Consider the following 22,273-nt stretch of genomic DNA (forward strand, 5'->3'; position numbering starts at 1 on the left):
TGTTCCGGTTGCAGGTTTCATGCTTTGCGAATACCGCCTCACTAAGGGCGAAGCAAGGCGGCACCTTCAGCCGCCCTCAGAATTCATTACAGATTTGTGACGGAAATCGATAGTCTACAGGAAATTTAGCGGCGAAACGCTTGTCTCAACGCCTCGCCGCCTCCGTTTCTAGTGCTTGTTGGTGACTCCGGCGCTTTCGAACGTCGCCATGCCGGAATGGCAGGCAGCCGCAGCCTTGACGATGCCGGCGGCCAATGCAGCCCCGGTGCCCTCGCCAAGCCGCATGCCGAGCGCCAGCAGCGGCGTCTTTCCAAGCTTCTCGATGGAACGCAGATGCCCCGGCTCGGCCGAGACGTGGCCGATCAGGCAATGATCGAGCGCCGAGGGATTGGCCGCCTTGAGAATGGAGGCCGCAGCCGTCGCGACATAGCCGTCGATGATAACGGGGATACGCTCCATGCGCGCGGCAAGGATGGCGCCGGCCATGGCCGCGATCTCGCGGCCGCCGAGGCGGCGCAGGATTTCCAGCGGATCGGACAGATGATCGCGATGCAGCGCCACGGCCTTCTCGACGGCGGCGATCTTGCGCCTCAGCATCTCGCCTTCGGAACCGGTGCCGGGGCCGACCCAGTCTTCAGCCTTGCCGCCATACAGCGCGTAGTGAATGGCTGCGGCGATCGTGGTGTTGCCGATACCCATCTCGCCGACGCAGAGCAGGTCTGTGCCACCGGCAATGGCCTCCATGCCGAAGGCCATGGTCGCGGCGCAATCACGCTCGCTCAGCGCAGGCTCCTCGGTGATGTCGCCCGTCGGAAAATCAAGCGCGAGATCGAAGACCTTGAGGCCGAGATCGTAGGCCACGCATATCTGGTTGATCGCAGCGCCGCCGGCGGCGAAATTCTCCACCATCTGCTGGGTGACGGATGGCGGAAACGGCGTAATTCCCTGCTTGGTGACGCCGTGATTGCCGGCAAAGATCGCAACGAGCGGCCGGGTCACGGCCGGCGGACGTCCCGTCCAGGCAGCCAGCCAGAAGGCGATTTCCTCGAGCCTTCCAAGCGCGCCGGGCGGCTTGGTGAGCTGTGCGTCACGCTCGCGCGCGGCCACGAGTGCCCGGGCATCCGGCCCCGGAAGGTCGCGCAGCAATGCGCGGAAATCGTCGAATGGGAGGCCGCTGACGCTCATGAATGCGTTCCTTGTCTTTTGGTCTCAAATCGGGTTCTTTGCGTGCGACTCTATTAGTCTTCGGAATCGGCGCGAACAACTCCAAAAAACGCCCGATGCTGTCGCGCGTATGGCGGGGAGAGGAAGAAATGCGGGAATACATGCGCGACATCGCGCGCGCGGTCGCCTTTCTCAGCCGCATTCCCGTGCCGGCATCCTTCTTCGAAGGCTACGACGGCAAGCTCGCGCGCGTTTCCCGCGCCTTCCCCTTCGCCGGGCTGCTGATCGTCCTGCCTGCCGCCCTCGTCTTCGGCACGCTGCTTGCCGTCAACGCCGATCCGCTGATGGCCGCGATGCTGGCGCTCACCGTGCAGACGATCACCACGGGCGCTCTTCATGAGGATGGGCTGAGCGACACCGCAGACGGGTTAGGCGGCGGCAAGGACCGCGAACGCGCACTCGAAATCATGAAGGACAGCCGCATCGGCACTTATGGCGCGGCGGCACTTATCCTGTCTTTCGGATTGCGTGCGGCAGCGCTCGCCGACCTCGCCCGCCACCTTGCGCCCTCCGACGCCGCCATTGCAATTCTCGCGACTGCCGCCTTGAGCCGCGGCGCGATGGTCTGGCATTGGTATGCCCTGCCATCCGCCAAACCGGATGGCATAGCCGCCTCCGCAGGCAAGCCGGAAGGAGATGCCATGCAACTGGCGTTGATTGCCGCACTCGGCCTCACAGTGCTGCTCGTCGCGCCTGCCCTTGGCGTTCCGGCACTTGTTGCCTGCCTTCTCACCACCAGCATCGCTACATTTTTCGCCACCGGCTACGTGCGCCAGAAATTGTCCGGCCATACCGGCGACACCATCGGCGCGACCCAGCAGATTTGCGAGATCGCATCCCTCTGCACCCTTGCCATGTGCGTTTGAAGCCTCGATATATGATCTCATGCTAACACCCTGCATCCTTGTCTGCTCCATCGACACAAATACCGGCTATTGCTTCGGCTGCGGCCGTACTGCCGCTGAAATCGGCGCTTGGATGACCTATAGCGACGACGAACGCCGCCAGATCATGGAGACGCTTCCGGAGCGCCTGACGAAGGTCGAGCGCAAGCCGCGCAGGGAAACCCGCCGTCAAAGGATGGCACGGGAGCGCAGTGCCGTATGAACCGCCTGAACGTCGTTCTCGCCATTCTCGGCATCGGCCTCGCCCTGCTCATCTTCAACAATAACAGCGGCACGACTCTCGGAATGCGCAACGACGACTTCGCCCGCGTCGTCTATCTCCTGCCGATCGCCCTGATGATCAGCGCCGCCGTCTGGGCAAGCCGCCACACGGTCAGCCAGTCGATCCGCAATCTGTTGATCTGGCTGGTCATCATCATGGCGCTCGCCACCGCCTACATCTATCGTCACGATGCCGAACAGGTCGGAAACCGTGTCTTCGCCGGCTTGATGCCGGGCCATGCCGTCGTCGTCACCACGAGCGAAGGCGGCCAGGAGGTCATCCTTCACAAGCGCTCGAACGGGCATTTCGAAGCCCAGGTCATGATCAACGGCCAGTCGATCGACATGCTGATAGACACCGGCGCCAGCACCATCGCCCTGTCGCAGGAAGACGCAGAGCGCGTCGGCATCATTCCGGAAAACCTCACCTATTCCATGACCGTCCTGACGGCCAACGGCCGCGCCAGGGCGGCTCCCGTCGAACTTGGCTCGGTTTCGATCGGCCCGATCAAGCGCAGGGATGTCGAGGCGAGCGTGGCCGAAGCCGGCAAGCTCGATCAGAGCCTGCTCGGCATGAGTTTCCTCGAAACCTTGGGGTCAATGCAGATGCAGACGGACGAGCTTCGGCTTCGCGATTGAGGGAAACGAGTTGTCGGATGCGATAGTTCGGTTGGGACCGAAGCATTCCTCGACCCCTTCACTCTAAAAGACGGCAGATCCGAACCGCACGAAGAGTGAAACACCATGGCGCCCGCAAAGACCAACATAACGACGGAACTGCTGCTTCTCCTTGCCCTCGCGACCTGCTGGGGCGCCTCCTATACCTTCATCCGCATCGGCGTCGCGACCATTCCGCCGATCACGCTGATTGCCGCGCGCACCTTGATCGCCGGCGGCGTCCTGCTCGCGATCATTCGCTGGCGCGGCCTGCGGCTGCCCAGGGACGCGGCCACCTGGAAGCGCTTTTTCATCCAGTCCTGCCTCAACAGCGCGATTCCCTTCACCCTGATCGCCTGGGCCGAACAGACCGTCGATGCCGGTCTCGCAACCATATTGAATTCCACGACGCCGATATTCGCCTTCCTGATCGCCGCATTCCTGCTGCGCAGCGAACCGCTGACGGGACGCAAGCTGTTCGGCGTGATTGCCGGCATGGCGGGCATTTGCCTGATCATCGGCCTCGATGCGCTGCATGGCATGGGCAGGCAGTTGCTGCCGCAGCTCGCCGTCGTCGCGGCATCGATCTTCTATGCCTGCGCCGCCTTGTTCGGCCGTAATTTCAAGGGACTGGATCCGATGATGCCCGCAGCCGGCTCATTGCTCTGCGGTGCTGTTTTTCTCATTCCCGCCAGCCTGATTTTCGAGCATCCCTGGCAGGTTGCACCGTCTTCGAGTTCAATCCTGGCGCTGCTCGGCCTGTCGGTCGTGTCAACCGCCCTCGCCTTCAGCATCTACTTCCGCCTCATCCAGACCCTCGGCCCCGTCGGCACGACGGCGCAGGCCTATCTGCGCGTCCCGATCGGCGTCGGCATCGGCGTGGCTTTCCTTGGCGAGCCGCTGTCCCCGACGGCGGCGATCGGTCTCGTCTGTGTCGTGGCCGGCGTCATGGCGATGACCATCGCGCCGCGCAAGCGGGTCGTTGCCGGCTGAAAGCCGCCGGTTTCGACCAGCTCCGATCGATCAGATCAGCAGAGACAGGTCGTCCCACGCGAAAATGAGGTTGTCGGAACGCCAGATCGGCCCCGGATCGGTGTACCGGCCGATCAATCGTCCGCCCAGCGCGCGGTAGAAGGCGATTGCCGGTTCGTTGCCGACGACGACGCCGAGCCCGACTGCCGAATAACCCAGCTCCCCAACCTCGCGCGCCAGCTCGCGCATCAGCCGGCGGCCGAGCCCCTGACGCTTGACGGAGGGATCGATGTAGAGCGACTTCACTTCGCAACGCCCTTCGAATGCCGGCTCGGACGGCGCGGCAATCGCGCCGATGCCGACGAGCCGCCCGCCCTGCACCGCCAGAAGCACGCGCTGATCCTTCCGGGGTCTGGAAAGCATATCCGCCCACCGAACGCGGCGGTATTCCTCATCGAGCGCTCGGTAGACTTCGTCGGGTGCAAGATCGCGATAGGTCTCGCACCAGATCGCGCGATGCAGCCTCGCGATATCGGCGACATCATCGGCGAGAGCCGGCCTGATGGAGATTTCAGTCGTCACCCGGCATTCCTCAGGACCGTGTTACGCAATGCACCGACAAGATAGAGCGAGCCGGTCACAAGAATCCAGCCACCGCCTCCGGCAGCTTTCGCCACGGCACGATCCAATGCTTTCAGCGGGTCCGGTTCAGCCTCGCCCACCATGCCCATGGATGCCCAGAGTGCGTCCAGTTCCTTTGCCGCATGGGCTCGACCAGAGCCGGATGCCTCCGTGAAGATGGCATGGGAAACGTAGCGCGACAGCACGTTCAGAAAGCCCGGGGCATCCTTGTCGGACGCCAAGGCAACGATGGCGATACAATCGCCGCTGACGCCAGGCGAACGGGTGATGTCGCGCAGCACAGCCTCGATATTGAACGGCACATGCGCGCCGTCCATCACCATGGGCGCCGTCTGCCGCTCATTCCGCAACGCCGGCGGCAGGGCGAAGTCGACGCGCTCCATGCGACCCGGCAGACGTGCCTTGTCGACCACGGCGGGTTCAAGCAGCCACGCGCCGATGGGCTGGCCCGCGTCGCTCCCACCATGAACACGCTCGCCCTGTTGCCCCAAGTGATTGAACACCAGGCCGACCAGCGCGATATTCGTGTCCGCAATGGTCGCATCCCGGGGAAGATCTGTCCGCAGCACCTCGCACCCGAGTTCATCCGCGCGCTGCTGCAGCACCTGACCCGCTGCATCGCCAGCGGCAAGCGCGGTGACAAGCACCGCACCGGGCTTCAATATGCCGACCTTCTCGCGTGCGATCGCCTCCCGCGTGGCCCCAAGAATTTCCGTGTGCTCGAGCCCGATATTGGTGACGATGGCGACTTCGCCGAAGACCACATTGGTGGAATCCAGCCTGCCGCCGAGCCCGACTTCGACGACGACCCAGTTCAAGCCGGCGTTTCCGAACACGACGAAGGCGGCGGCCGTTATCACATCGAACCAGGTCGCATCCTCCGCGGCCGTCGCGGCTTGCTTCGCGCTTTCATAGCAATCCAGAACCTGCATGATCGCCTTCGCCAGCGCATCGTCCTCGACCTCCCGGCCCAGAACGCTGATGCGCTCGTTCACCCGGTCGACATGTGGGGAGGCATAGCGGCCGACCTGCCAGCCGGCCCGCAGCAATCCGGCTTCGAGAAGGGCCGATACCGACCCCTTGCCCTTGGTGCCGGCGACATGAATGGCGCGAAAATTGCGATGGGGATTGCCCAGGCGCTGCATGAGATCGAGCATCGGCTCGAGACCGACCCGCATCTCCCCGCGCGGCTTGCGCTCCCAATTGGTCAGTTGGTCGAGCCGACGAAGGGCATCGGATAGCGCCTGGCTGGGATGGGACTGCGACATGGGGGGCCTTTTCAACGATTTCCATGCGGCCGCAAAAGCCGCAAGCTTCCTTAAACCCGCCGGACCGGCGCCGCCATCAGTTTCTCAGGCGATAACCCGTCCTGAAAATCCAGCCGAGGATAGCCAGGCAGACGACGAGGAAAAGCGAGATCATCGCAAGGCTCAGCACCGGATTGACGTCGGCGATGCCATAGAAGCTCCAGCGGAATCCGCTGACCAGATAGAGAACCGGGTTGATGTGGCTGACCGCCTGCCAGAAGGGCGGCAGCATGTTGATCGAATAGAAGCTTCCGCCGAGGAAGGTCAACGGTGGCACCACCAGCATCGGGATGAGGTTCAATTGCTCGAAATTCCCGGCCCAGATGCCGATCATGAAACCGAACAGGCTGAAGGTTATCGCCGTCAGCACGAAGAACAGGATCATCATGAACGGATGCTCGATCCTGATATCCACGAAGAAGCTGGCCGTGGCGAGAATAATCAGGCCGATCAGCATGCCCTTAGTCGCCGCCGCGCCGACATAGCCGAGAACGATCTCGGTCATGGCGACGGGCGCCGACAGCACCTCGTAGATCGTGCCCGTGAATTTCGGGAAGTAGATGCCGAAGGAACCGTTGCTGATGCACTGGCCAAGCAAGGTCAGCATGATCAGGCCGGGGGTGATGAACGCTCCGTAGGAAACGCCTTCCACCAGGTTGATGCGCGACCCGATCGCCGCGCCGAAGACGATGAAATAGAGCGACGTGGAAATGACCGGGGAGACCACGCTCTGCAGCAATGTGCGGCGCGTGCGGGCCATTTCGAAAGCGTAGATGGATTTGATCGCCTCGAAGTTCATTTGCCCGCTCCCACCAACGATACGAAGATATCCTCGAGCGAGCTCTGACGCGTCGAGAGATCCTTGAAATGAATTCCCTCGGCAGCCAGCTTCGACAGCAGGGTCGCGATGCTCGACTGCTCGTTCTGGGTATCGAAGTCATAGATCAGGGTCAGGCCGTTCGGCCCGAGCGAAAGCCCGTTGCCGTCGAGACAATGCGGGATGGCCCCCAGCGGCTCGTTCAAATCGAGGATGAGCTGCTTCTGGCCAAGCTTGGCCATCAACGCTTTCTTCTCCTCAACCAGCAGCAGCTCGCCGCCATTGATGACGCCGACGCGATCGGCCGCCTCTTCAGCCTCTTCGATGTAATGGGTCGTGAGAATGATCGTCACGCCGGAAGCACGCAGACGCTCGACGACATGCCACATGTCCTTTCGCAACGTCACGTCGACACCGGCAGTCGGCTCGTCGAGGAAAAGGATCTCCGGTTCGTGCGAAAGCGCCTTGGCGATCAGCACACGCCGCTTCATGCCGCCGGAAAGCTGGCGAAGCATGTTGTCCTTCTTCTCCCAGAGAGAAAGATCGCGCAGCACTCTTTCGATATATTCCGGGTTCGGCTTCTTGCCGTGAAGCCCGCGCGAAAACCTCACCGTATTCCAGACGGTTTCGAACTGATCGGTGGTCAGCTCCTGCGGCACCAGGCCGATCAGGCTGCGCGTGGCACGAAAATCCCGCACGACGTCATGGCCGCCGACGGTCACCGAACCGCTGCTCGGATTGGCGATCCCGCAGACGATGGAAATCAGCGTCGTCTTGCCGGCGCCGTTCGGCCCGAGCAGCGCCAGGATTTCACCCCGTTCGATATCGAGGTCGATACCTTTCAGGGCCTGGAACCCGTTGGAGTATGTTTTCGTAAGATTGCGAATGGAAATGATCGGAGCCATGATGCGGCAAAGTCCGGCTTTTGTGATGAATTTCGCGGCGTTTGCCCGCTATATAACCGGTCTTCGGCTTTTACCACCCCACGGTGGTGAAACACAGCGTTCGTCTAAGCCAAATAAGCTGTCATCAAATCGTGACCTTCGTCGGGCATATAGCTTCTTAGGTGAGCAACGTTTGTCGCAACTCCGCCCAACGCCTCTTGGCGGCATCGTCAGCGCCTGCTGTATTGGCCGATTTATTGCCTTCGCATTCGTATTGCATACATCATTGCAACATGAAGTTCTTTTTTGGAGCAGGCAAGGATCCCCCGTCGTTGTCATGCACCGTTTCAAGCCGGCAATAGCCGGCTTTTCTTTTTTTTCGCGAGCCTGCGTTCCGCAAAGCGGGCGTTACCAGTTCCCGTTCACGCCGCAACCGGCCGGCGGCAACGTCTTGTGCTCGAACCGCGCCTTCAGCATCTCGCAACCCTTGTCGCGAATGGGTCCGGGCATCATCGTATTGAGACCAATGCCGACTTCATCGAAAGGATCGTCGGCATACGCAACATAGGCGTACCACCGGCCGCCAATCACGATGACGATGGCAACCAGCGCGGCAATGAGCGCCCTTCCCAGGCTTTTCTTTCGTCTCGGTGCTTCTTCCATGAAACCCTCTCCTGCCCTTGGCACGCGCACTTAAACGCGATTCCCCGCATACGTAAACCAGCTTCGCGGTTCGGCAAGAGCGGATAGTGTTCCGACGAAACGTCAATCAAAGGCTGCAATAGCGCCGGCCGCCCTTTCGATCCCGGAGGTCGAAATGGAAGTGGTTCCAATGCTCCGGATTGCTGCCCGGCCCGAGCACCGTATCGAAATAGCGGCAGCTGTCGACACGAACGGCCTTGAGCAACTGACCCTCGCGGAAGGAGAAAAGGCCTTTCTTGCGTATATCGATCACATGGCCGTTCTTCAGGACGAAGGTGCCGACGTCGATCGCATTTCCGTGTGCATGCTCCGACATGGGATTATAGCGTTGCCGGCTATTGTTCATCCGCCGGCACGAATAGCCGCCGAGCGGCACGATCGTACCGATGCCGGACCAGTAGCGCGTGCGCGCCGCCGGAGCCAGCTCGTTCTTCACCCACTTGGCGAAGGCAAGCGTCACCTGGCAGTTCAGCGTGACGGCCGGTCGGACGGCGATGTTGCCGGAAAGTCCGCTCAGCGAAATCGGGTAAGGAACCTGACAGGCCGGACCGTTCGAGATCGCCGGCTTGTCGGTATAGGCGACGCCCATGCGCCGCAGCTCCTGGCGGCAGGCGATTTCCGAAGGCGGCATCATGCCCGGCGTCGATTGCGGCGCCTCGAACTGCTGATCGAGGCGCGGTATCGGATTTTCGACGCGCGGCAGCATGGCGACCTGGGTTCCCGGCTGCTGCCTCGGTATCCGCGACTGGTTGAGTTCGGCCTGTGCCGCCGGCCGTTGAAGAGTGGAGCGATTGGTCTGCACCGGCGCATCCGTGCCGATGCCGTCGACGACCGGCTGATCGGACTGGCCTTCGGCGATATTCTGCTGTTCTTCCTGCGCAAGCCCGACCACCGATGGGGACTGTTCCTCCTCGCTCGGACCGACGCCGAGCTCGGCATCCATATTGACGCCCTGGGAGGGAACGTCGGATTGCTGCGCCAGCCCGGTTTCGACATCCGACGTGGTCACGGCCTCGCCGCTTCCGCCGGAGCGAACGGGGCCGCCATTATAATTGCTGGAGGCGGAAACGACGGGATCCTGCACGCCCTGATAGGCGAACTGCCGCTGCTGCACGCTTCTATGCGGCTTGATGGAGCCGACGCGCGCGGAACTGTCGATGCCGGAGGGCGGCACGAGACTATCGGCCGTACAGGCGACCAGCGCCGACGACAACAGCAATGGCAGCGCAACCCGCCGTAGAATGGGTAAAATGGTCATATTCCTGATCCGCTGCCCCAGCCACGGTCGGTAACGATTACAAATTCTAAACGGGAAGGGTGAACGAATGCTTACCGCCGCGGATCGTGATGTTTCAGGCCGGCACTTCATAACGCAGAAGCCAGTTCAAGCAGGGCTGTCGCCCCAGTAGAAGTCCTTTGCACAAATGCCGATACGGCTTTTCCAATTCGACCGGATTGCATAGGTTGAATATCGGAATCGGGCAGCGCAACAGGAGCAGATGAATGAACGACAGCGTCAAACCGAGAGGTGAGCTCACATTGCGCACGCTGGCCATGCCCGCCGACGCCAATCCCGCCGGCGATATCTTCGGCGGCTGGGTCATGGCGCAGATGGACTTGGCAAGCGGCATCCGCGCGGCGGAACGCGCGCGCGGCCGCGTCGTCACGGCGGCAGTCAAGGAGATGGCCTTCGAGCTGCCGGTCAAGATCGGCGACACGCTGAGCGTCTTCACCGATATCGAGCGCGTCGGCCGCACCTCGATCACGCTGAACGTCGAGGCGTGGGCGCACCGCGCACGCTACAACACGCTGGAAAAAGTGACCGCCGCAACGTTCATCATGGTCGCGCTCGACGAGAATGGAGAGCCGAAGGCCGTGCCAGAGGAGAGCTGACGCCATGGGTTCCGTCCATACACCGGAGGTCTACGTCTATATCAGGACTGTCATGAGCATGGTGATCGGCCTTTCGCTCGCCCAGCTTCTGACCCGGCTCGCCGGTTTCGTGCAATCGCCCGGCAAGAACAAGATCTACCTCGTCCATATCGGCTGGGTGCTGTCGATGTTCCTGTTCATCATCCACTTCTGGTGGTGGGAATACCGGCTGCAATCCGTCGCGCAGATCAATTTCGGCGTCTACCTCTTTCTCATCTGCTTCTGCTGCCTCTTCTACTTCCTCTGCGTCCTGCTGAATCCGCCGTCGGTCGAGGACTATGGCGGCTTCGAGGAGTATTTCATCTCCAGACGCCGCTGGTTCTTCGGCCTGCTTGCCGTGACCTACGCCGTCGATCTCATCGACACGATGCTGAAGGGCGAGACCTACTTCCACTCCCTCGGCTGGGAATACCCGACGCGCAACATCGTCTACATCGTCCTTTGCATCGTCGCCGCGATCACCGCCAACCGGCGTTTCCAGGCGGCATTCGTGATTGTCGGGCTGATCTACCAGATCACATGGATCTTCCGCCTCTATGACGTGCTTCCGGTATGAGGATCGCATTCCGCCGGTCGTAAAACGGCCGCCATTTCTGTGCTCTACGATCCTTGACCAAGACATCGCCATATTGTTCAGATCGATTGGCTTCCGAGACGCAGGTGGGAGACGCAGGCCTTGAAGACGAAGAGCTATGTATTGGGACTGGCGATTGCTCTTTCGTTGCCGTGGCTTGCTCATGCCGAAGACCCCGCGCCGGGGCCGGCCAACACCACGATCGACCTGAAATATTGGGTGGAATTCGCAAAACAGGGCAATCCGGCCGCACAATACGGCCTCGGCTATCGCTACGCCAACGGCCAGGGCGTAGAGCAGGACGACGAGCAGGCCGTCGATTGGTATCGGAAATCGGCCGAACAGGGCAATGCACAGGCGCAATATGCGCTGGCCTATATGTATGCCAGCGGCCGCGGCGTCGATGTGGATCTGAAACAGGCGAATGACTGGTATCTGAGGGCGGCGCAGCGCGGCAATGCCGACGCTCAATATGCCATCGGCTATTCCTATGCCAATGGCCGCGGCATGGATGTCGACAACGAGGGCGCCGTCACCTGGTATCAGAAGTCCGCCGCCCAGGGGCAGGCTCAGGCGCAATATGCGCTGGGATACATGTATGCCAACGGCCTCGGCGTGCAACAGGACGGAAGCATCGCACTCGGCTGGTATCGCAAGGCGGCCGATCAGGGCCGCTCGGACGCCCAGTATGCGCTCGGCTACATGTATGACAATGGCCAGGGCACCACGGAAGACCCCGCCCAGGCCGTCGCCTGGTATAAGAAGGCGGGCGATCAGGGAAACGCACAGGGCCTGTACGCCGTCGGCTACGCCTATGCCAATGGCAAGGGTGTCGAGCAGAGCGATGCCGAAGCCTATTCCTGGTACATGCGAGCAGCCGAGAAGGGGCGCGCCGACGCGCAGTATGCGGTGGGCTACAGCCTTGCGAACGGAACGGGCGTCGCACGCGATTACAGGCAGGCGCTTCAATGGTATCGCAAATCCGCCGATCAGGGGCGTCCCGACGCGCAATATGCCATCGGCTATCTCTATGCCAACGGCGACGGCGTGAAGGTCGATGAGGGCAGCGCGGTACGGTGGTATCGCAAGGCCGCCGACCGGGGCTATGTGCAGGGTGAATTCGCCCTCGCCACGATGTATGCGGCCGGGCGCGGCGTCGCAAAGGATTATGCCAAGGCGTTCGAATGGTATGGAAAGGCCGCGGCTCAGGGCGATCCGGATGCGCAATATGACCTGGGCTATTTGTATGACAGCGGCCAGGGAACGGCGTCTGACAAAGCGGCCGCGGCAAGCTGGTACCGCAAGGCGGCCGACCAGAACAATTCGCAAGGGGAATACGCCCTCGCCTATCTTTATTATCAGGGCGCAGGTGTAGCCAAAGACTATGCCCAGACGGTAGACCTGTTTCGCAAAGCAGCAGATCAGGGCGATGCGCGTGCGGAGTACGGTCTTGGTCATATGTACTATAACGGCTATGGCGTGCCGAAGGACTCGAGGATTGCCGCCGATTGGTTCAACAAGGCTGCGGCCAAGGGATTGCCGGAAGCGCAGCACGGACTGAGCTATATGGAAGCCAACGGCGATGGCCCGATCAGAGATCTCGGACCGCTGGGACAGGGAGCGGCCGGGCAGAAGGGTGCCGGCGACATGACGGGCTGGGTCATATTTCATTTGCTGATGGCGCTCGTACCCTGACGGGTCACAAAGCGTTCGCCAGCTCGACTAAACGGATTTTCGACTGAGGGGTAGACTGTGAATTGGAAGAAGGGGGCCGTGGCTTTGCTCTTCGCGCTGGCGTCCATGGGTGCCGCGCACGCCGATGTCGGCCGCAACGACTATGATCGCGGAGACTTCAAGACCGGCCCGGATTACTGGCGCCCCTTGGCGAATAAGGGCAACGTCGCAGCGCAGATGAAGCTCGGGCAGATGTACGAGGAAGGCGACGGGGTCGAAAAGAACCTGAGCCGGGCCCTCGATTGGTACAGGAAGGCGGCCGATCAGGGCAATGCCGAAGCCCAGTTCAATGTCGGCACCATGTACGACCAGGGCCAGGGCATCGCCGTCGACAAGAGCCAGGCCATTCTGTGGTACAGGAAGGCGGCTGCGCAGGGGTATCTCAACGCGCAATACAATCTCGGCGTCGTCTACGACACGGGCGAAGGCGTGGCCCAGGACAAGCCGCAGGCCTTCGCCTGGTACAGCAAGGCCGCCGAACAGGGCGACGCGGACGCGCAGTTCAACGTTGGCACCATGTACGACCAGGGCGACGGCATCGAGAAGGACAAGAACAAGGCCGTCCTGTGGTATGGCAAGGCCGCAGCGCAGGGCAAGGTCGAGGCGCAGTTCAATCTCGGCATCATGTACCGCGATGGCGAAGGTGTCGCCAAGGATGGCGCTACCGCCCTCTCCTGGTTCCGCAAGGCGGCCGACCAGGGTGATGCCAGCTCCCAGTTCAATCTAGGCGCCATGTATGCCGATGGCGATGGCATCAAGCAGGACGATGCCCAGGCGATCGCATGGTTCCTCAAAGCCGCCGCGCAGAACGACGTCGAAGCGGAATACAATCTCGGTGTCATGTTCCGCGACGGCGAAGGCATCGCCAAGAACGGTCCCCAGGCGATCTACTGGTTCAAGCGGGCGGCGGAGCATCGCTACGCCGACGCCGCCTACAATCTCGCCATGATGTATCGCGATGGCGACGGCGTCTCGGCGGACCCGGTCAAGGCCGAGGAATGGTTCCGCAAGGCAAAGCGCCTGGGCTATGAAGGCGGCGGCGATGAAGAACCGGATGACTCATCCGGCGCACAGAGCATCCCGATATGAATTGAACGGGTGCCCTACCCGCATCGTTCAGCCTCGTCGATCACCCGCCACCCCTCCCGGCGAATCACGGCAAAGCGTGCTAGTTCATGCAAAACTTGAAGTGCGTGCAGCGACATGTGGGCATCGCGGCACGCGTTGAACCGGGGGGAATTCATGAGTTTTGCTGCTTCCGATCATCAAATGGCCACCTTGCCGCCCCGCCGTTTATGGCGGCGGCTGGGTGCCTATCTGATCGACATCGTTATTTTCCAGATCGCTTTTACATTGCTGTTTCTGGCCATATCGGCGGTAACGCCGTGGGACCTGACCCTGCCGTCTCTGCAGAAGCGGCATTGCGAGATAACCACCTCGTCAGGAGCGCTCGTTGACAAGATAGAGGCCGAATGGCCGCTGCAGCCCGGCGAAACGAGAACCAATCAGCTGTGCCGCATATCCTGGCTGGGCAGCAAGGGGTACACCGTCCTCGTTTCGGAAGTCACTTCGCAACAGGGATCCACAACCTCGACACGCGCCCTCTCCGTGCCCGTCAACGACAGCGGCGATGCCATCGATCTCAACGCAACCGTCAGACCGACCTCCAGTATCGTGCTGCTGCTCCTGCCGCTTGCTTTTGCTCTTTTCACGGCAAACGGCAGGCGGACGCCGGGCAAGAGATTGACCTCGCTGCGCGTAATAACCGTCGAAAACGACACCCTGCCTCTCGGACTTGCCGTCAAGCGCGAAATACTTAAACTCCTGCCGTTGACGCTGCTGGGCGTCTTCAATCTGGCCAGCCTGCTTTTCTTGCGGCCGTCCATGCCTCCGCTTGAGGACTTGATCCAGCAAGCGCGTGACGCCAGCCTTCTGTCCGCCAGCGGCTTCCTCGCCCTGACCGGCGCCTTGGCGCCGCTCCTGTTCGTATTTACGCTCGTCTGGTGGATATTCCCTTTGATCGTATGGCGTGGCCAGACCTTTTACGACCGCCTCTGCGACACCTTGGTCGTCAAGCCATAACCGTCAAATGATGGGGATTGCCTTGGCAAGTGAAGAGATGGAAGACTATACCCGCCGGGCCTGATTTGCTGCTTCTTCTCTTGCAAGGATAGATCGCCGTGAACCTGAAATATCCCATATCCTCCTTCTCGTTCCTGCCGCCTCTTCGCATGGCTTTGCTCGCCTCAGCGATTGTGTTGCCGTTCTCTCCGCTTCCGATGGCGGCGGGGCCGGCGCAAGCGGCGCCCGGCTCGTGCTGGTCGCTGCTGCAGAGCAAGTTCGGCCCACAGATCGAGAAATCGGTGAACGAGGCCGATCCGTGCAAGAAACTGCCGGGTGTCGATCACAAGGACAAGTTCGAGGTGAAATCGCTCGATGTCTGTGATGCTGCTGGCGGCGGAGTGCAGATCAACGCCCATGCCGAAATAGCCTGCAAGTCCCATGGCGTGCTGAAGACGACGATCAAAGGCCAGCTGGACGCCTCCATGACGGTCGATGTCGGCGCATGCCACATCACCGACATGCAGCTCGGGATCAACGGCCCTATCGGCGAGCTGATATCCTCCGTCGGCGGATTGCAGGACATCGCCCGCGGCTTCGCCCAGGCCAAGATCTCGGAGATCTGCGGTAAATAATAATGGCAAAGGGCCGGCGTAGAACACCGGCCCCTCCCAATTCCGATAGCAAAGCGGCTCATACGCGCATGGCGCTATCGGTTCGCTCGGCATCCTTGCTGCCGAACCGGACGCCCTTCTTCTCGAAGCCGAAGCCGGCGAACAGCGCCACCACGACGGCCACGATGCAGGCGACGATCAATAGCGCGAGCGCATAGTCGCCGTTCCACTGCTTCGCCAGCCCGGCCTGGATCGACGCGTTGCCCGACGCCAGCAGATTGCCGAGTTGATAGGCAAATCCGGGAAAGGTGCCACGCACCTCGTCCGGCGACAGTTCGTTGAGATGCACGGGCACGATGCCCCAGGCGCCCTGCACGAAGAGCTGCATCAGAAAGGCGCCGATCGCGAGCATTACCGGTCCCTGCCCGTAGACCCAAAGCGGAGCGACGGGAATTGCCAGAAGGGATGCGATGACGATGGTCCGCCGCCTGCCCCAACGCTGCGACAAAGCGCCAAAAGCCAGGCCGCCGACGATCGCGCCGATATTGTAGACGATGGCGATGGCGCCGACCGTATAGGAATTATACTGCCGCTGGGTTTCCAGAAATGTCGGATAGAGGTCCTGGGTGCCGTGACTGAAGAAATTGAACGCCGTCATCAGCAGCACCGCCCATATGAACAGCGGAATATTCTCGCGCAATACGGTTAGGAAAGGCCGCCGCGGTTTCGATTGCCGCTGCAGGAAGGCGGGAGACTCCTCCACGTTACGCCTGATGTAGAGCACCAGCAGCGCCGGCACCGCGCCGACGATGAACATGCCGCGCCAGCCGATGACCGGAAACAGCAGGAAGAAGACGATCGAGGCGATCAGATAGCCGGAGGGATAACCCGCCTGCAGTATCCCCGACACGAGGCCGCGCGAGTCCTCGGGTATGGTCTCCATGACAAGCGACGCCCCCACGCCCCATTCGCCGCCCATGGCGACGCCGAACAGCGCGCGCAGCACGAGGAACATAGTCAGGCCGGTCGAAAAGCCGGTCAGGAACTCGAAGATGGAGTAGAGCAGCACATCGACCATCAGGGTCGTGCGCCGTCCGAAGCGATCCGCCGCGAGCCCGAAGATCAAGGCGCCGACGGGCCGCATGGCAAGGGTCAGGAAGATCGCCACGGCGACCGCCGGGACGTCCGTGTGAAACTCTTCGGCTATGTGCTTGAGAACGAAAACCAGAATGAAGAAATCGAAAGCATCCAGCGTCCAGCCGAGATAGGCCGCGATGACGGTGTTGCGTTGCTGGGGGGACAGGGAACGTAAGCTATCCAATGCGGTCATCATGATCCTCCGACCGGATGGCGGCGGCGAGGCGGGCGATACCGGATGCCGTCGAAGCTGGGGGAACCCGGCATCGGGCCGGGCATATCGACGTTGCGGCCGGCTCCTCCTTCGGCGCCTGCGAGGATCGCGCTATGCGGACTTTCAGGTCAGCGATAACGCATCGGCCGCCCTTGGGTTGTAACATATTTGACATCTCCGGCGAATGGAAAAATCCACCCTTTCGTTTCCCTTTTGTACTCTTTCCCCCTTCACATCCGGGCGATCTGTCGCCATATTCGCCCCATGGCCAGATCACCGAAAAAATCCCCCGCCCCGACCGGTTTCGAAGAGGCGCCGCAGGCGCCGTTTGAAGGTGCGCCGCTCAGCGGCAGCGTCTCCGACTGGGTAAAGCAGCTCGAAGCCGATGCGGAGATGTCCGGCATCGAGACCCAGCGCGAGATTGCCTCGAAAGCCGGCAAGCACCGCAAGAAGGTGGAAATCGCCGCCTCCAAATCGGCGCGCGGCACTTCGATGGGCGGATCGACCGATCCGAAGACGCGCGCCGCCGCCGGCCTCAATCCGGTGGCGGGCATGGATACGTCGCTGGAAAACGCCGCCAACGCCGGTACTGCAGTGACGGCGACCGTGGAAGCGCTGTCGAAGCTGATCGAAAGCGGCAATCCGCTCTTCAAGGACGGCAAGCTCTGGACGCCGCACCGCCCTGCCCGCCCGAACAAATCCGAAGGCGGCATTCCGATCCGCATGGTCTCGGACTACGAGCCGGCCGGCGACCAGCCGACCGCCATCCGCGATCTCGTCGAGGGCCTGGACAACGGCGACCGCAGCCAGGTCCTGCTCGGCGTCACCGGCTCGGGCAAGACCTTCACCATGGCCAAGGTGATCGAGGCGACGCAGCGTCCCGCCGTCATCCTGGCGCCGAACAAGACTTTGGCCGCCCAGCTCTATTCCGAATTCAAGAACTTCTTCCCGGACAACGCGGTCGAGTATTTCGTCTCCTACTACGACTACTACCAGCCGGAAGCCTATGTGCCGCGCTCGGATACCTTCATCGAGAAGGAAAGCTCGATCAACGAACAGATCGACCGCATGCGCCACTCGGCGACGCGCTCGCTGCTGGAACGCGACGATTGCATCATCGTCGCCTCGGTCTCCTGCATCTACGGTATCGGTTCGGTCGAGACCTACACGGCCATGACCTTCCAGATGAATGTCGGCGACCGGCTGGACCAGCGCCAGCTTCTGGCCGACCTCGTGGCGCAGCAATACAAGCGCCGCGACATGGATTTCATCCGCGGCTCCTTCCGCGTGCGCGGCGACACGATCGAGATCTTCCCGGCCCACTTGGAGGATGCCGCCTGGCGCATCTCCATGTTCGGTGACGAGATCGACGCCATCACCGAGTTCGATCCGCTCACCGGCCAGAAGACCGGCGATCTGAAATCGGTGAAGATCTACGCCAATTCCCACTATGTCACACCGCGCCCGACGCTGAATGGCGCCATCAAGGCGATCAAGGAAGAGCTGAAGATCCGCCTCGCCGAGCTGGAAAAGGCAGGCCGCCTGCTTGAAGCGCAACGGCTGGAACAGCGCACACGCTATGACGTCGAAATGCTCGAGGCGACCGGCTCCTGCGCCGGCATCGAGAACTATTCGCGCTACCTCACCGGCCGCAATCCCGGCGAGCCGCCGCCGACCTTGTTCGAATACATTCCCGACAACGCCCTGCTCTTCATCGACGAAAGTCACGTCTCCGTCAGCCAGATCGGCGGCATGTATCGCGGCGACTTCCGACGCAAGGCGACGCTGGCCGAATACGGCTTCCGCCTGCCGTCCTGCATGGACAACCGGCCATTGCGCTTCGAGGAATGGGACGCCATGCGCCCGGACACAATCGCGGTTTCGGCAACGCCGGGCGGCTGGGAAATGGAACAGTCCGGCGGCGTCTTTGCCGAACAGGTCATCCGCCCGACCGGCCTCATCGACCCGCCGGTCGAGGTCCGCTCCGCCCGCACCCAGGTCGACGACGTGCTCGGCGAAATCCGCGAGACCGCCGCCAAGGGCTATCGAACCCTCTGCACCGTACTCACCAAGCGCATGGCCGAGGACCTGACGGAATATCTGCACGAACAGGGCGTGCGCGTGCGCTACATGCACTCCGACATCGACACACTGGAGCGCATCGAGATCATCCGCGATCTTCGCCTCGGCGCTTTCGACGTGCTGGTCGGCATCAACCTGCTGCGCGAGGGTCTCGACATTCCGGAATGCGGTTTCGTCGCCATTCTCGACGCCGACAAGGAAGGCTTCCTGCGCTCGGAAACCTCGCTCATCCAGACCATCGGTCGCGCCGCGCGTAACGTCGACGGCAAGGTCATTCTCTATGCCGACAACATCACCGGCTCGATGCAGCGGGCGATGGATGAAACCAGCCGCCGCCGCGAAAAGCAGATGGCTTACAACCTTGAACATGGCATCACGCCGGAATCGGTGAAGGCGAAGATTTCCGATATCCTCGACAGCGTCTACGAGAAGGATCACGTTCGCGCCGATATCGGCGGCGTCTCCGGCAAGGGCTTTGCCGATGGCGGCCACCTCGTCGGCAACAATCTGCAGGCCCACCTCAACGCTTTGGAAAAGGCGATGCGCGATGCCGCCGCCGACCTCGATTTCGAAAAGGCTGCCCGGCTGCGCGACGAGATCAAGCGCCTCAAGGCGGCGGAACTGGCCGTCATGGACGATCCGATGGCCCGCGAGGAAGCGAAAAGCCTCGAGAGCCGCGGCGGCGCGGCGGGCAAGCGCGCTCCTCCCGCGCCGGAAGCCTCCGGTTCCTATTTCGCCAAGCCGAACCTGGACGAAATGGGTCCGGGTAGCGACGCCGGCACACCGCTTTTCCGCAAGAACACGCTGGACGAGATGACCGTCGGCCGTACCGAAAAGCCGGTGACGGGCAATGTGCCGGACAAGCCGATCACGCGGGCAAAGCCGGGTGTCGGCTCCTACGAGGATCCGGTGGACGAAAAGCAGCGCAAGGGACGCACCAAGGGCAAGACGGGCCGACCCGGGCGCTGAAGCGACAGCGCCTGGCAGGTGTTCGCAAACCAGAGTTGCCGATTTTGTGCGAGGCGACACCTGCAAGGCATCGCTTGGCGGGTCTGTGCAAACCACTCGGCCGCAATATCCTCATTTCCGGTTCCGTCGCGATGGAAACGACAACGCCAATGCTGTCTTTGGGAGATTGTCAGCGGCGCGGGATTGCCGAACCTTGCACTGTCCCTGCCTTGGCGGAGAGCTGAACCGCAGGCAGCCCGCCCTTCAACGCGCATCATAGTCCCGGCGATACATTTGCATGGAGAATGGTTTGAAAGAGGTTTTGCCTTGGCCAAGGCGAAGCTGTTCATATGAAATATGTACCCAGCAAACTGATGACTTTTGCAAAAGCCGCAATGGTAAGTATCGTCCAGGGAGGCACTTTGATCCGTGTCGCAAGAATAGGAAGCAAGCTTATTATATGATTCCGAAATAATAGATTCGTCGGCTATTCGAAGTTCAAAGCCAACAACCCATTGATTTATATCATATTCCACCCGCCAACTAAAACACCCCTTGCCTTTTTCTCAAAACCCTGTCACCCATATGCATGCTCGGGCATTTGCATGCCGGTGACTGGACTGATTTGATGATCCGCTGGCGGCAGGCAGTGGTTGGGTTTCAGAGACCCGCGCAGACGTTCTTTCCCCGTACGTGACTTCTCGACTGGCTTTCGCATGGCGCGGAGGCAAAGCCGTCCGGGGTTCCCGGATAAACTAAGACTGATGGGTAAAGGACTATCCCCCATGGCCACCAAGGGCACCGTAAAATTCTTCAACCAGGACAAGGGTTTTGGTTTCATCACTCCTGATGGCGGGGCAAAGGACGTTTTCGTCCATATCTCCGCTCTTCAGGCTTCTGGCATCCAGTCGCTGCGCGAAGGCCAGCAGGTCACGTTCGATACCGAGCCGGATCGCATGGGCAAGGGCCCGAAGGCCGTCAACATCCAGGCTAACTAAGCCTCGAGTGACTGCCTGAACAAGGTTTCCGACGGCGCGGTGCAAACCGCGCCGTTTTTGCGTTTTCAGCACTTATGTCGTTGGGGCCACCCTCGCGCTTCGAGGCCGCAGCCCTTCGCAAGGCTCAGGGCTTCCGCGCCTCAGGATGAGGGTGGAGTGAGCTTCGCTGGATCGCCCAAAATTAATCTGCGGCGGTTATGGCCGATCGTGGATAATTAGCTCTCATGACGAGGTCGCCCGAAGGGCCCCGAACCATAAGGGCAGATTGGGAGCGTCTCAAGCGCTCACCCGTTCGCGCTCGCCGGCAAAATCCACCGCAGCGAACGCCGCCGCAATCACCTCCGGCCCCGCTCCCGCCTTGTTGGCATCGGTGGAAAGGATCTGGCGATAGCGGCGCGAGCCCGGCAGGCCGGTGAAAAGACCGACCATGTGGCGCGCGACATGCTGCAGGCGACCGCCATTGGCGATATGGTGCTCGACATAGGCCATCATCCGGTCGCGCAGCCCATTCCAGTCAGCCTCGACGGCCGGTTCACCATAAAAGCGATGATCGACATCGGCAAGGGTCGCGGCATTCTGATAGGCGGCACGGCCGAGCATGACGCCATCGACATGGGCAAGATGTGCCTCGACCTGATCCAGCGTCTGGATGCCGCCATTGATACCGATGAAGACATCCGGCCAGCGCTGTTTCATGCGGTAAACGATATCGTAGTCCAGCGGCGGGATCTCGCGGTTTTCCTTCGGCGACAGGCCCTTCAGCCAAGCCTTGCGGGCATGGATCCAGATCGCATCCGCGCCGGCGTCGAGCACGCGCGTAATCAATTCGGGCAGCGCCTCTTCCGGCTCCTGCTCGTCGACGCCGATGCGGCATTTCACCGTCACGGGCGCTTTCGAGACCGCTTTCATCGCAGCGATACAGGATGCAACCGTCTCCGGCGTCAGCATCAGGCAGGCGCCGAAAGTGCCGGACTGCACGCGATCGGACGGGCAGCCGACATTGAGGTTGATTTCGTCGTAGTCATAAGCCTCGGCAATCCGCAACGCTTCCGCAAGCTTGACAGGATCGGAACCGCCGAGCTGCAGGGCGACGGGATGCTCGGCCGCGTCATGGCCCAGCAGCCGGTCGCGCGGCCCATGAATGATCGCATCGGCCACCACCATTTCGGTATAGAGCAAGGCATGCCGGCTGATCTGCCGGTGCAAGTATCTGCAATGGCGATCCGTCCAGTCGATCATCGGGGCAACGGCAAAAACTTTCTTGTGAGAATGCAACAGCTTCCCTATATCCTCTGAAATTTCCCTCGTCACATTCTTATGCGAATGCGACTGTCAGGCCCTATTTTAACACAGCTACTGCTACGGCGTAGCATTCGAGAGAGGTTTGTAGCACTCAAATGGGCACCATATCAGAAAGAACCCGCGCGAACGGGACGAAATCATATACCGCACAGATCAGAATTAAGCGAGACGGGAAGCTAGTCCACACGGAGGCACAAACCTTCGACCGCAAGCAGGCAGCGAAAGCGTGGCTCAAAAAGCGTGAAGTCGCCCTAGCAGAACCAGGAGCCCTACATCGAGTTTTGAACTCGGAGGTTACCCTCTCCG

General features: G+C 61.3%; 21 protein-coding genes. 12 read left to right on the forward strand and 9 right to left on the reverse strand.

Features of this window, described 5'->3' with window-relative positions:
* Positions 1-168: 168 nt before the first annotated feature.
* Positions 169-1,185: a nicotinate-nucleotide--dimethylbenzimidazole phosphoribosyltransferase gene (gene cobT, locus GR212_RS15075; protein WP_163987396.1), complete on the reverse strand. Its 1,017-nt coding sequence runs from the start codon at positions 1,183-1,185 to the stop codon at positions 169-171.
* Between the two features lie 128 nt (positions 1,186-1,313).
* On the opposite strand from cobT, the gene GR212_RS15080 reads away from it, so the two are divergent.
* The 4 genes from GR212_RS15080 (at position 1,314) to GR212_RS15095 (ending at position 4,040) form a co-directional block, all read left to right on the forward strand.
* Positions 1,314-2,090: an adenosylcobinamide-GDP ribazoletransferase gene (locus tag GR212_RS15080; protein ID WP_163987397.1), complete on the forward strand. Its 777-nt coding sequence runs from the start codon at positions 1,314-1,316 to the stop codon at positions 2,088-2,090.
* A gap of 19 nt (positions 2,091-2,109) precedes the next feature.
* Positions 2,110-2,331: a DUF1289 domain-containing protein gene (locus GR212_RS15085; protein WP_163987398.1), complete on the forward strand. Its 222-nt coding sequence runs from the start codon at positions 2,110-2,112 to the stop codon at positions 2,329-2,331.
* Entirely contained in the window at positions 2,328-3,029 is a 702-nt protein-coding gene (locus GR212_RS15090; protein ID WP_163987399.1) for a retropepsin-like aspartic protease family protein, read from the forward strand. The genes GR212_RS15085 and GR212_RS15090 overlap by 4 nt, the downstream gene beginning before the upstream one ends.
* A 105-nt stretch (positions 3,030-3,134) precedes the next feature.
* Positions 3,135-4,040 (forward strand): DMT family transporter, encoded by a 906-nt coding sequence (locus GR212_RS15095; RefSeq protein ID WP_163987400.1) that lies wholly within the window; start codon positions 3,135-3,137, stop codon positions 4,038-4,040.
* Between the two features lie 30 nt (positions 4,041-4,070).
* Here the strand turns inward: GR212_RS15095 and GR212_RS15100 are convergent, their stop codons facing one another.
* The 6 genes from GR212_RS15100 to GR212_RS15125 form a co-directional block, all read right to left on the reverse strand.
* Positions 4,071-4,601 (reverse strand): GNAT family N-acetyltransferase, encoded by a 531-nt coding sequence (locus tag GR212_RS15100; protein WP_163987401.1) that lies wholly within the window; start codon positions 4,599-4,601, stop codon positions 4,071-4,073.
* Entirely contained in the window at positions 4,598-5,929 is a 1,332-nt protein-coding gene (locus GR212_RS15105; protein ID WP_163987402.1) for a bifunctional folylpolyglutamate synthase/dihydrofolate synthase, read from the reverse strand. The genes GR212_RS15100 and GR212_RS15105 overlap by 4 nt, the downstream gene beginning before the upstream one ends.
* 76 nt (positions 5,930-6,005) lie before the next feature.
* Positions 6,006-6,767: an ABC transporter permease gene (locus GR212_RS15110; protein ID WP_163987403.1), complete on the reverse strand. Its 762-nt coding sequence runs from the start codon at positions 6,765-6,767 to the stop codon at positions 6,006-6,008.
* Positions 6,764-7,690, reverse strand: a complete 927-nt coding sequence (locus GR212_RS15115; protein WP_163987404.1) for an ABC transporter ATP-binding protein — start codon at positions 7,688-7,690, stop codon at positions 6,764-6,766. The genes GR212_RS15110 and GR212_RS15115 overlap by 4 nt, the downstream gene beginning before the upstream one ends.
* Before the next feature lie 387 nt (positions 7,691-8,077).
* Positions 8,078-8,332 (reverse strand): hypothetical protein, encoded by a 255-nt coding sequence (locus GR212_RS15120; protein ID WP_163987405.1) that lies wholly within the window; start codon positions 8,330-8,332, stop codon positions 8,078-8,080.
* Between the two features lie 106 nt (positions 8,333-8,438).
* The gene (locus GR212_RS15125) at positions 8,439-9,629 is read right to left on the reverse strand and encodes an extensin-like domain-containing protein (protein ID WP_163987406.1); all 1,191 of its coding nucleotides are present in this window, start codon (positions 9,627-9,629) and stop codon (positions 8,439-8,441) included.
* 245 nt (positions 9,630-9,874) lie between these two features.
* On the opposite strand from GR212_RS15125, the gene GR212_RS15130 reads away from it, so the two are divergent.
* The 6 genes from GR212_RS15130 to GR212_RS15155 all read left to right on the forward strand — a co-directional run bounded on the left by GR212_RS15130 (position 9,875) and on the right by GR212_RS15155 (position 15,307).
* Positions 9,875-10,264: an acyl-CoA thioesterase gene (locus tag GR212_RS15130; RefSeq protein ID WP_163987407.1), complete on the forward strand. Its 390-nt coding sequence runs from the start codon at positions 9,875-9,877 to the stop codon at positions 10,262-10,264.
* A 4-nt stretch (positions 10,265-10,268) separates the two neighbouring features.
* Complete coding sequence (locus GR212_RS15135) at positions 10,269-10,859, forward strand: hypothetical protein (protein WP_163987408.1); 591 nt, start codon at positions 10,269-10,271, stop codon at positions 10,857-10,859.
* Positions 10,860-10,979: 120 nt separating this feature from the next.
* The gene (locus GR212_RS15140) at positions 10,980-12,572 is read left to right on the forward strand and encodes an SEL1-like repeat protein (protein ID WP_163987409.1); all 1,593 of its coding nucleotides are present in this window, start codon (positions 10,980-10,982) and stop codon (positions 12,570-12,572) included.
* A 78-nt stretch (positions 12,573-12,650) separates the two neighbouring features.
* Positions 12,651-13,700 carry an SEL1-like repeat protein gene (locus tag GR212_RS15145; protein WP_348643468.1) on the forward strand — a complete coding sequence of 350 codons (1,050 nt, stop codon included), beginning with the start codon at positions 12,651-12,653 and terminating at the stop codon, positions 13,698-13,700.
* A gap of 153 nt (positions 13,701-13,853) precedes the next feature.
* Positions 13,854-14,693: an RDD family protein gene (locus tag GR212_RS15150; protein WP_163987411.1), complete on the forward strand. Its 840-nt coding sequence runs from the start codon at positions 13,854-13,856 to the stop codon at positions 14,691-14,693.
* Positions 14,694-14,791: 98 nt separating this feature from the next.
* On the forward strand, positions 14,792-15,307 hold the full coding sequence (locus tag GR212_RS15155) for a hypothetical protein (RefSeq protein ID WP_163987412.1): 516 nt from the start codon (positions 14,792-14,794) through the stop codon (positions 15,305-15,307).
* 58 nt (positions 15,308-15,365) lie between these two features.
* On the opposite strand, the gene GR212_RS15160 is transcribed toward GR212_RS15155, so the two are convergent.
* A complete protein-coding gene (locus GR212_RS15160) occupies positions 15,366-16,616 on the reverse strand; it encodes an MFS transporter (RefSeq protein WP_163987742.1) in 1,251 nt (416 codons plus the stop codon).
* Positions 16,617-16,901: 285 nt separating this feature from the next.
* Between GR212_RS15160 and uvrB the strand changes: the two genes are divergently transcribed.
* Both uvrB and GR212_RS15170 read left to right on the forward strand, forming a co-directional pair.
* Positions 16,902-19,688, forward strand: a complete 2,787-nt coding sequence (gene uvrB, locus GR212_RS15165; protein WP_163987413.1) for an excinuclease ABC subunit UvrB — start codon at positions 16,902-16,904, stop codon at positions 19,686-19,688.
* 764 nt (positions 19,689-20,452) lie between these two features.
* Positions 20,453-20,665 carry a cold-shock protein gene (locus tag GR212_RS15170; protein ID WP_004109325.1) on the forward strand — a complete coding sequence of 71 codons (213 nt, stop codon included), beginning with the start codon at positions 20,453-20,455 and terminating at the stop codon, positions 20,663-20,665.
* Between the two features lie 276 nt (positions 20,666-20,941).
* Here the strand turns inward: GR212_RS15170 and dusA are convergent, their stop codons facing one another.
* Entirely contained in the window at positions 20,942-21,940 is a 999-nt protein-coding gene (gene dusA / locus GR212_RS15175) for a tRNA dihydrouridine(20/20a) synthase DusA (RefSeq protein WP_281411051.1), read from the reverse strand.
* Positions 21,941-22,273: the final 333 nt, after the last annotated feature.

It is taken from the genome of Martinezella lusitana (assembly GCF_010668395.1).
In the GTDB taxonomy this organism is placed as follows: domain Bacteria; phylum Pseudomonadota; class Alphaproteobacteria; order Rhizobiales; family Rhizobiaceae; genus Rhizobium; species Rhizobium lusitanum_A.

Excerpts from the sequence above, each read along its gene's own strand:
- cobT (WP_163987396.1), bottom strand. The coding sequence starts at position 1,185 with ATGAGCGTCAGCGGCCTCCCATTCGACGATTTCCGCGCATTGCTGCGC.
- GR212_RS15080 (WP_163987397.1), top strand. The coding sequence starts at position 1,314 with ATGCGGGAATACATGCGCGACATCGCGCGCGCGGTCGCCTTTCTCAGC.
- GR212_RS15085 (WP_163987398.1), top strand. The coding sequence starts at position 2,110 with ATGCTAACACCCTGCATCCTTGTCTGCTCCATCGACACAAATACCGGC.
- GR212_RS15090 (WP_163987399.1), top strand. The coding sequence starts at position 2,328 with ATGAACCGCCTGAACGTCGTTCTCGCCATTCTCGGCATCGGCCTCGCC.
- GR212_RS15095 (WP_163987400.1), top strand. The coding sequence starts at position 3,135 with ATGGCGCCCGCAAAGACCAACATAACGACGGAACTGCTGCTTCTCCTT.
- GR212_RS15105 (WP_163987402.1), bottom strand. The coding sequence starts at position 5,929 with ATGTCGCAGTCCCATCCCAGCCAGGCGCTATCCGATGCCCTTCGTCGG.
- GR212_RS15110 (WP_163987403.1), bottom strand. The coding sequence starts at position 6,767 with ATGAACTTCGAGGCGATCAAATCCATCTACGCTTTCGAAATGGCCCGC.
- GR212_RS15115 (WP_163987404.1), bottom strand. The coding sequence starts at position 7,690 with ATGGCTCCGATCATTTCCATTCGCAATCTTACGAAAACATACTCCAAC.
- GR212_RS15120 (WP_163987405.1), bottom strand. The coding sequence starts at position 8,332 with ATGGAAGAAGCACCGAGACGAAAGAAAAGCCTGGGAAGGGCGCTCATT.
- GR212_RS15125 (WP_163987406.1), bottom strand. The coding sequence starts at position 9,629 with ATGACCATTTTACCCATTCTACGGCGGGTTGCGCTGCCATTGCTGTTG.
- GR212_RS15130 (WP_163987407.1), top strand. The coding sequence starts at position 9,875 with ATGAACGACAGCGTCAAACCGAGAGGTGAGCTCACATTGCGCACGCTG.
- GR212_RS15135 (WP_163987408.1), top strand. The coding sequence starts at position 10,269 with ATGGGTTCCGTCCATACACCGGAGGTCTACGTCTATATCAGGACTGTC.
- GR212_RS15150 (WP_163987411.1), top strand. The coding sequence starts at position 13,854 with ATGAGTTTTGCTGCTTCCGATCATCAAATGGCCACCTTGCCGCCCCGC.
- GR212_RS15160 (WP_163987742.1), bottom strand. The coding sequence starts at position 16,616 with ATGACCGCATTGGATAGCTTACGTTCCCTGTCCCCCCAGCAACGCAAC.
- uvrB (WP_163987413.1), top strand. The coding sequence starts at position 16,902 with ATGGCCAGATCACCGAAAAAATCCCCCGCCCCGACCGGTTTCGAAGAG.
- GR212_RS15170 (WP_004109325.1), top strand. The coding sequence starts at position 20,453 with ATGGCCACCAAGGGCACCGTAAAATTCTTCAACCAGGACAAGGGTTTT.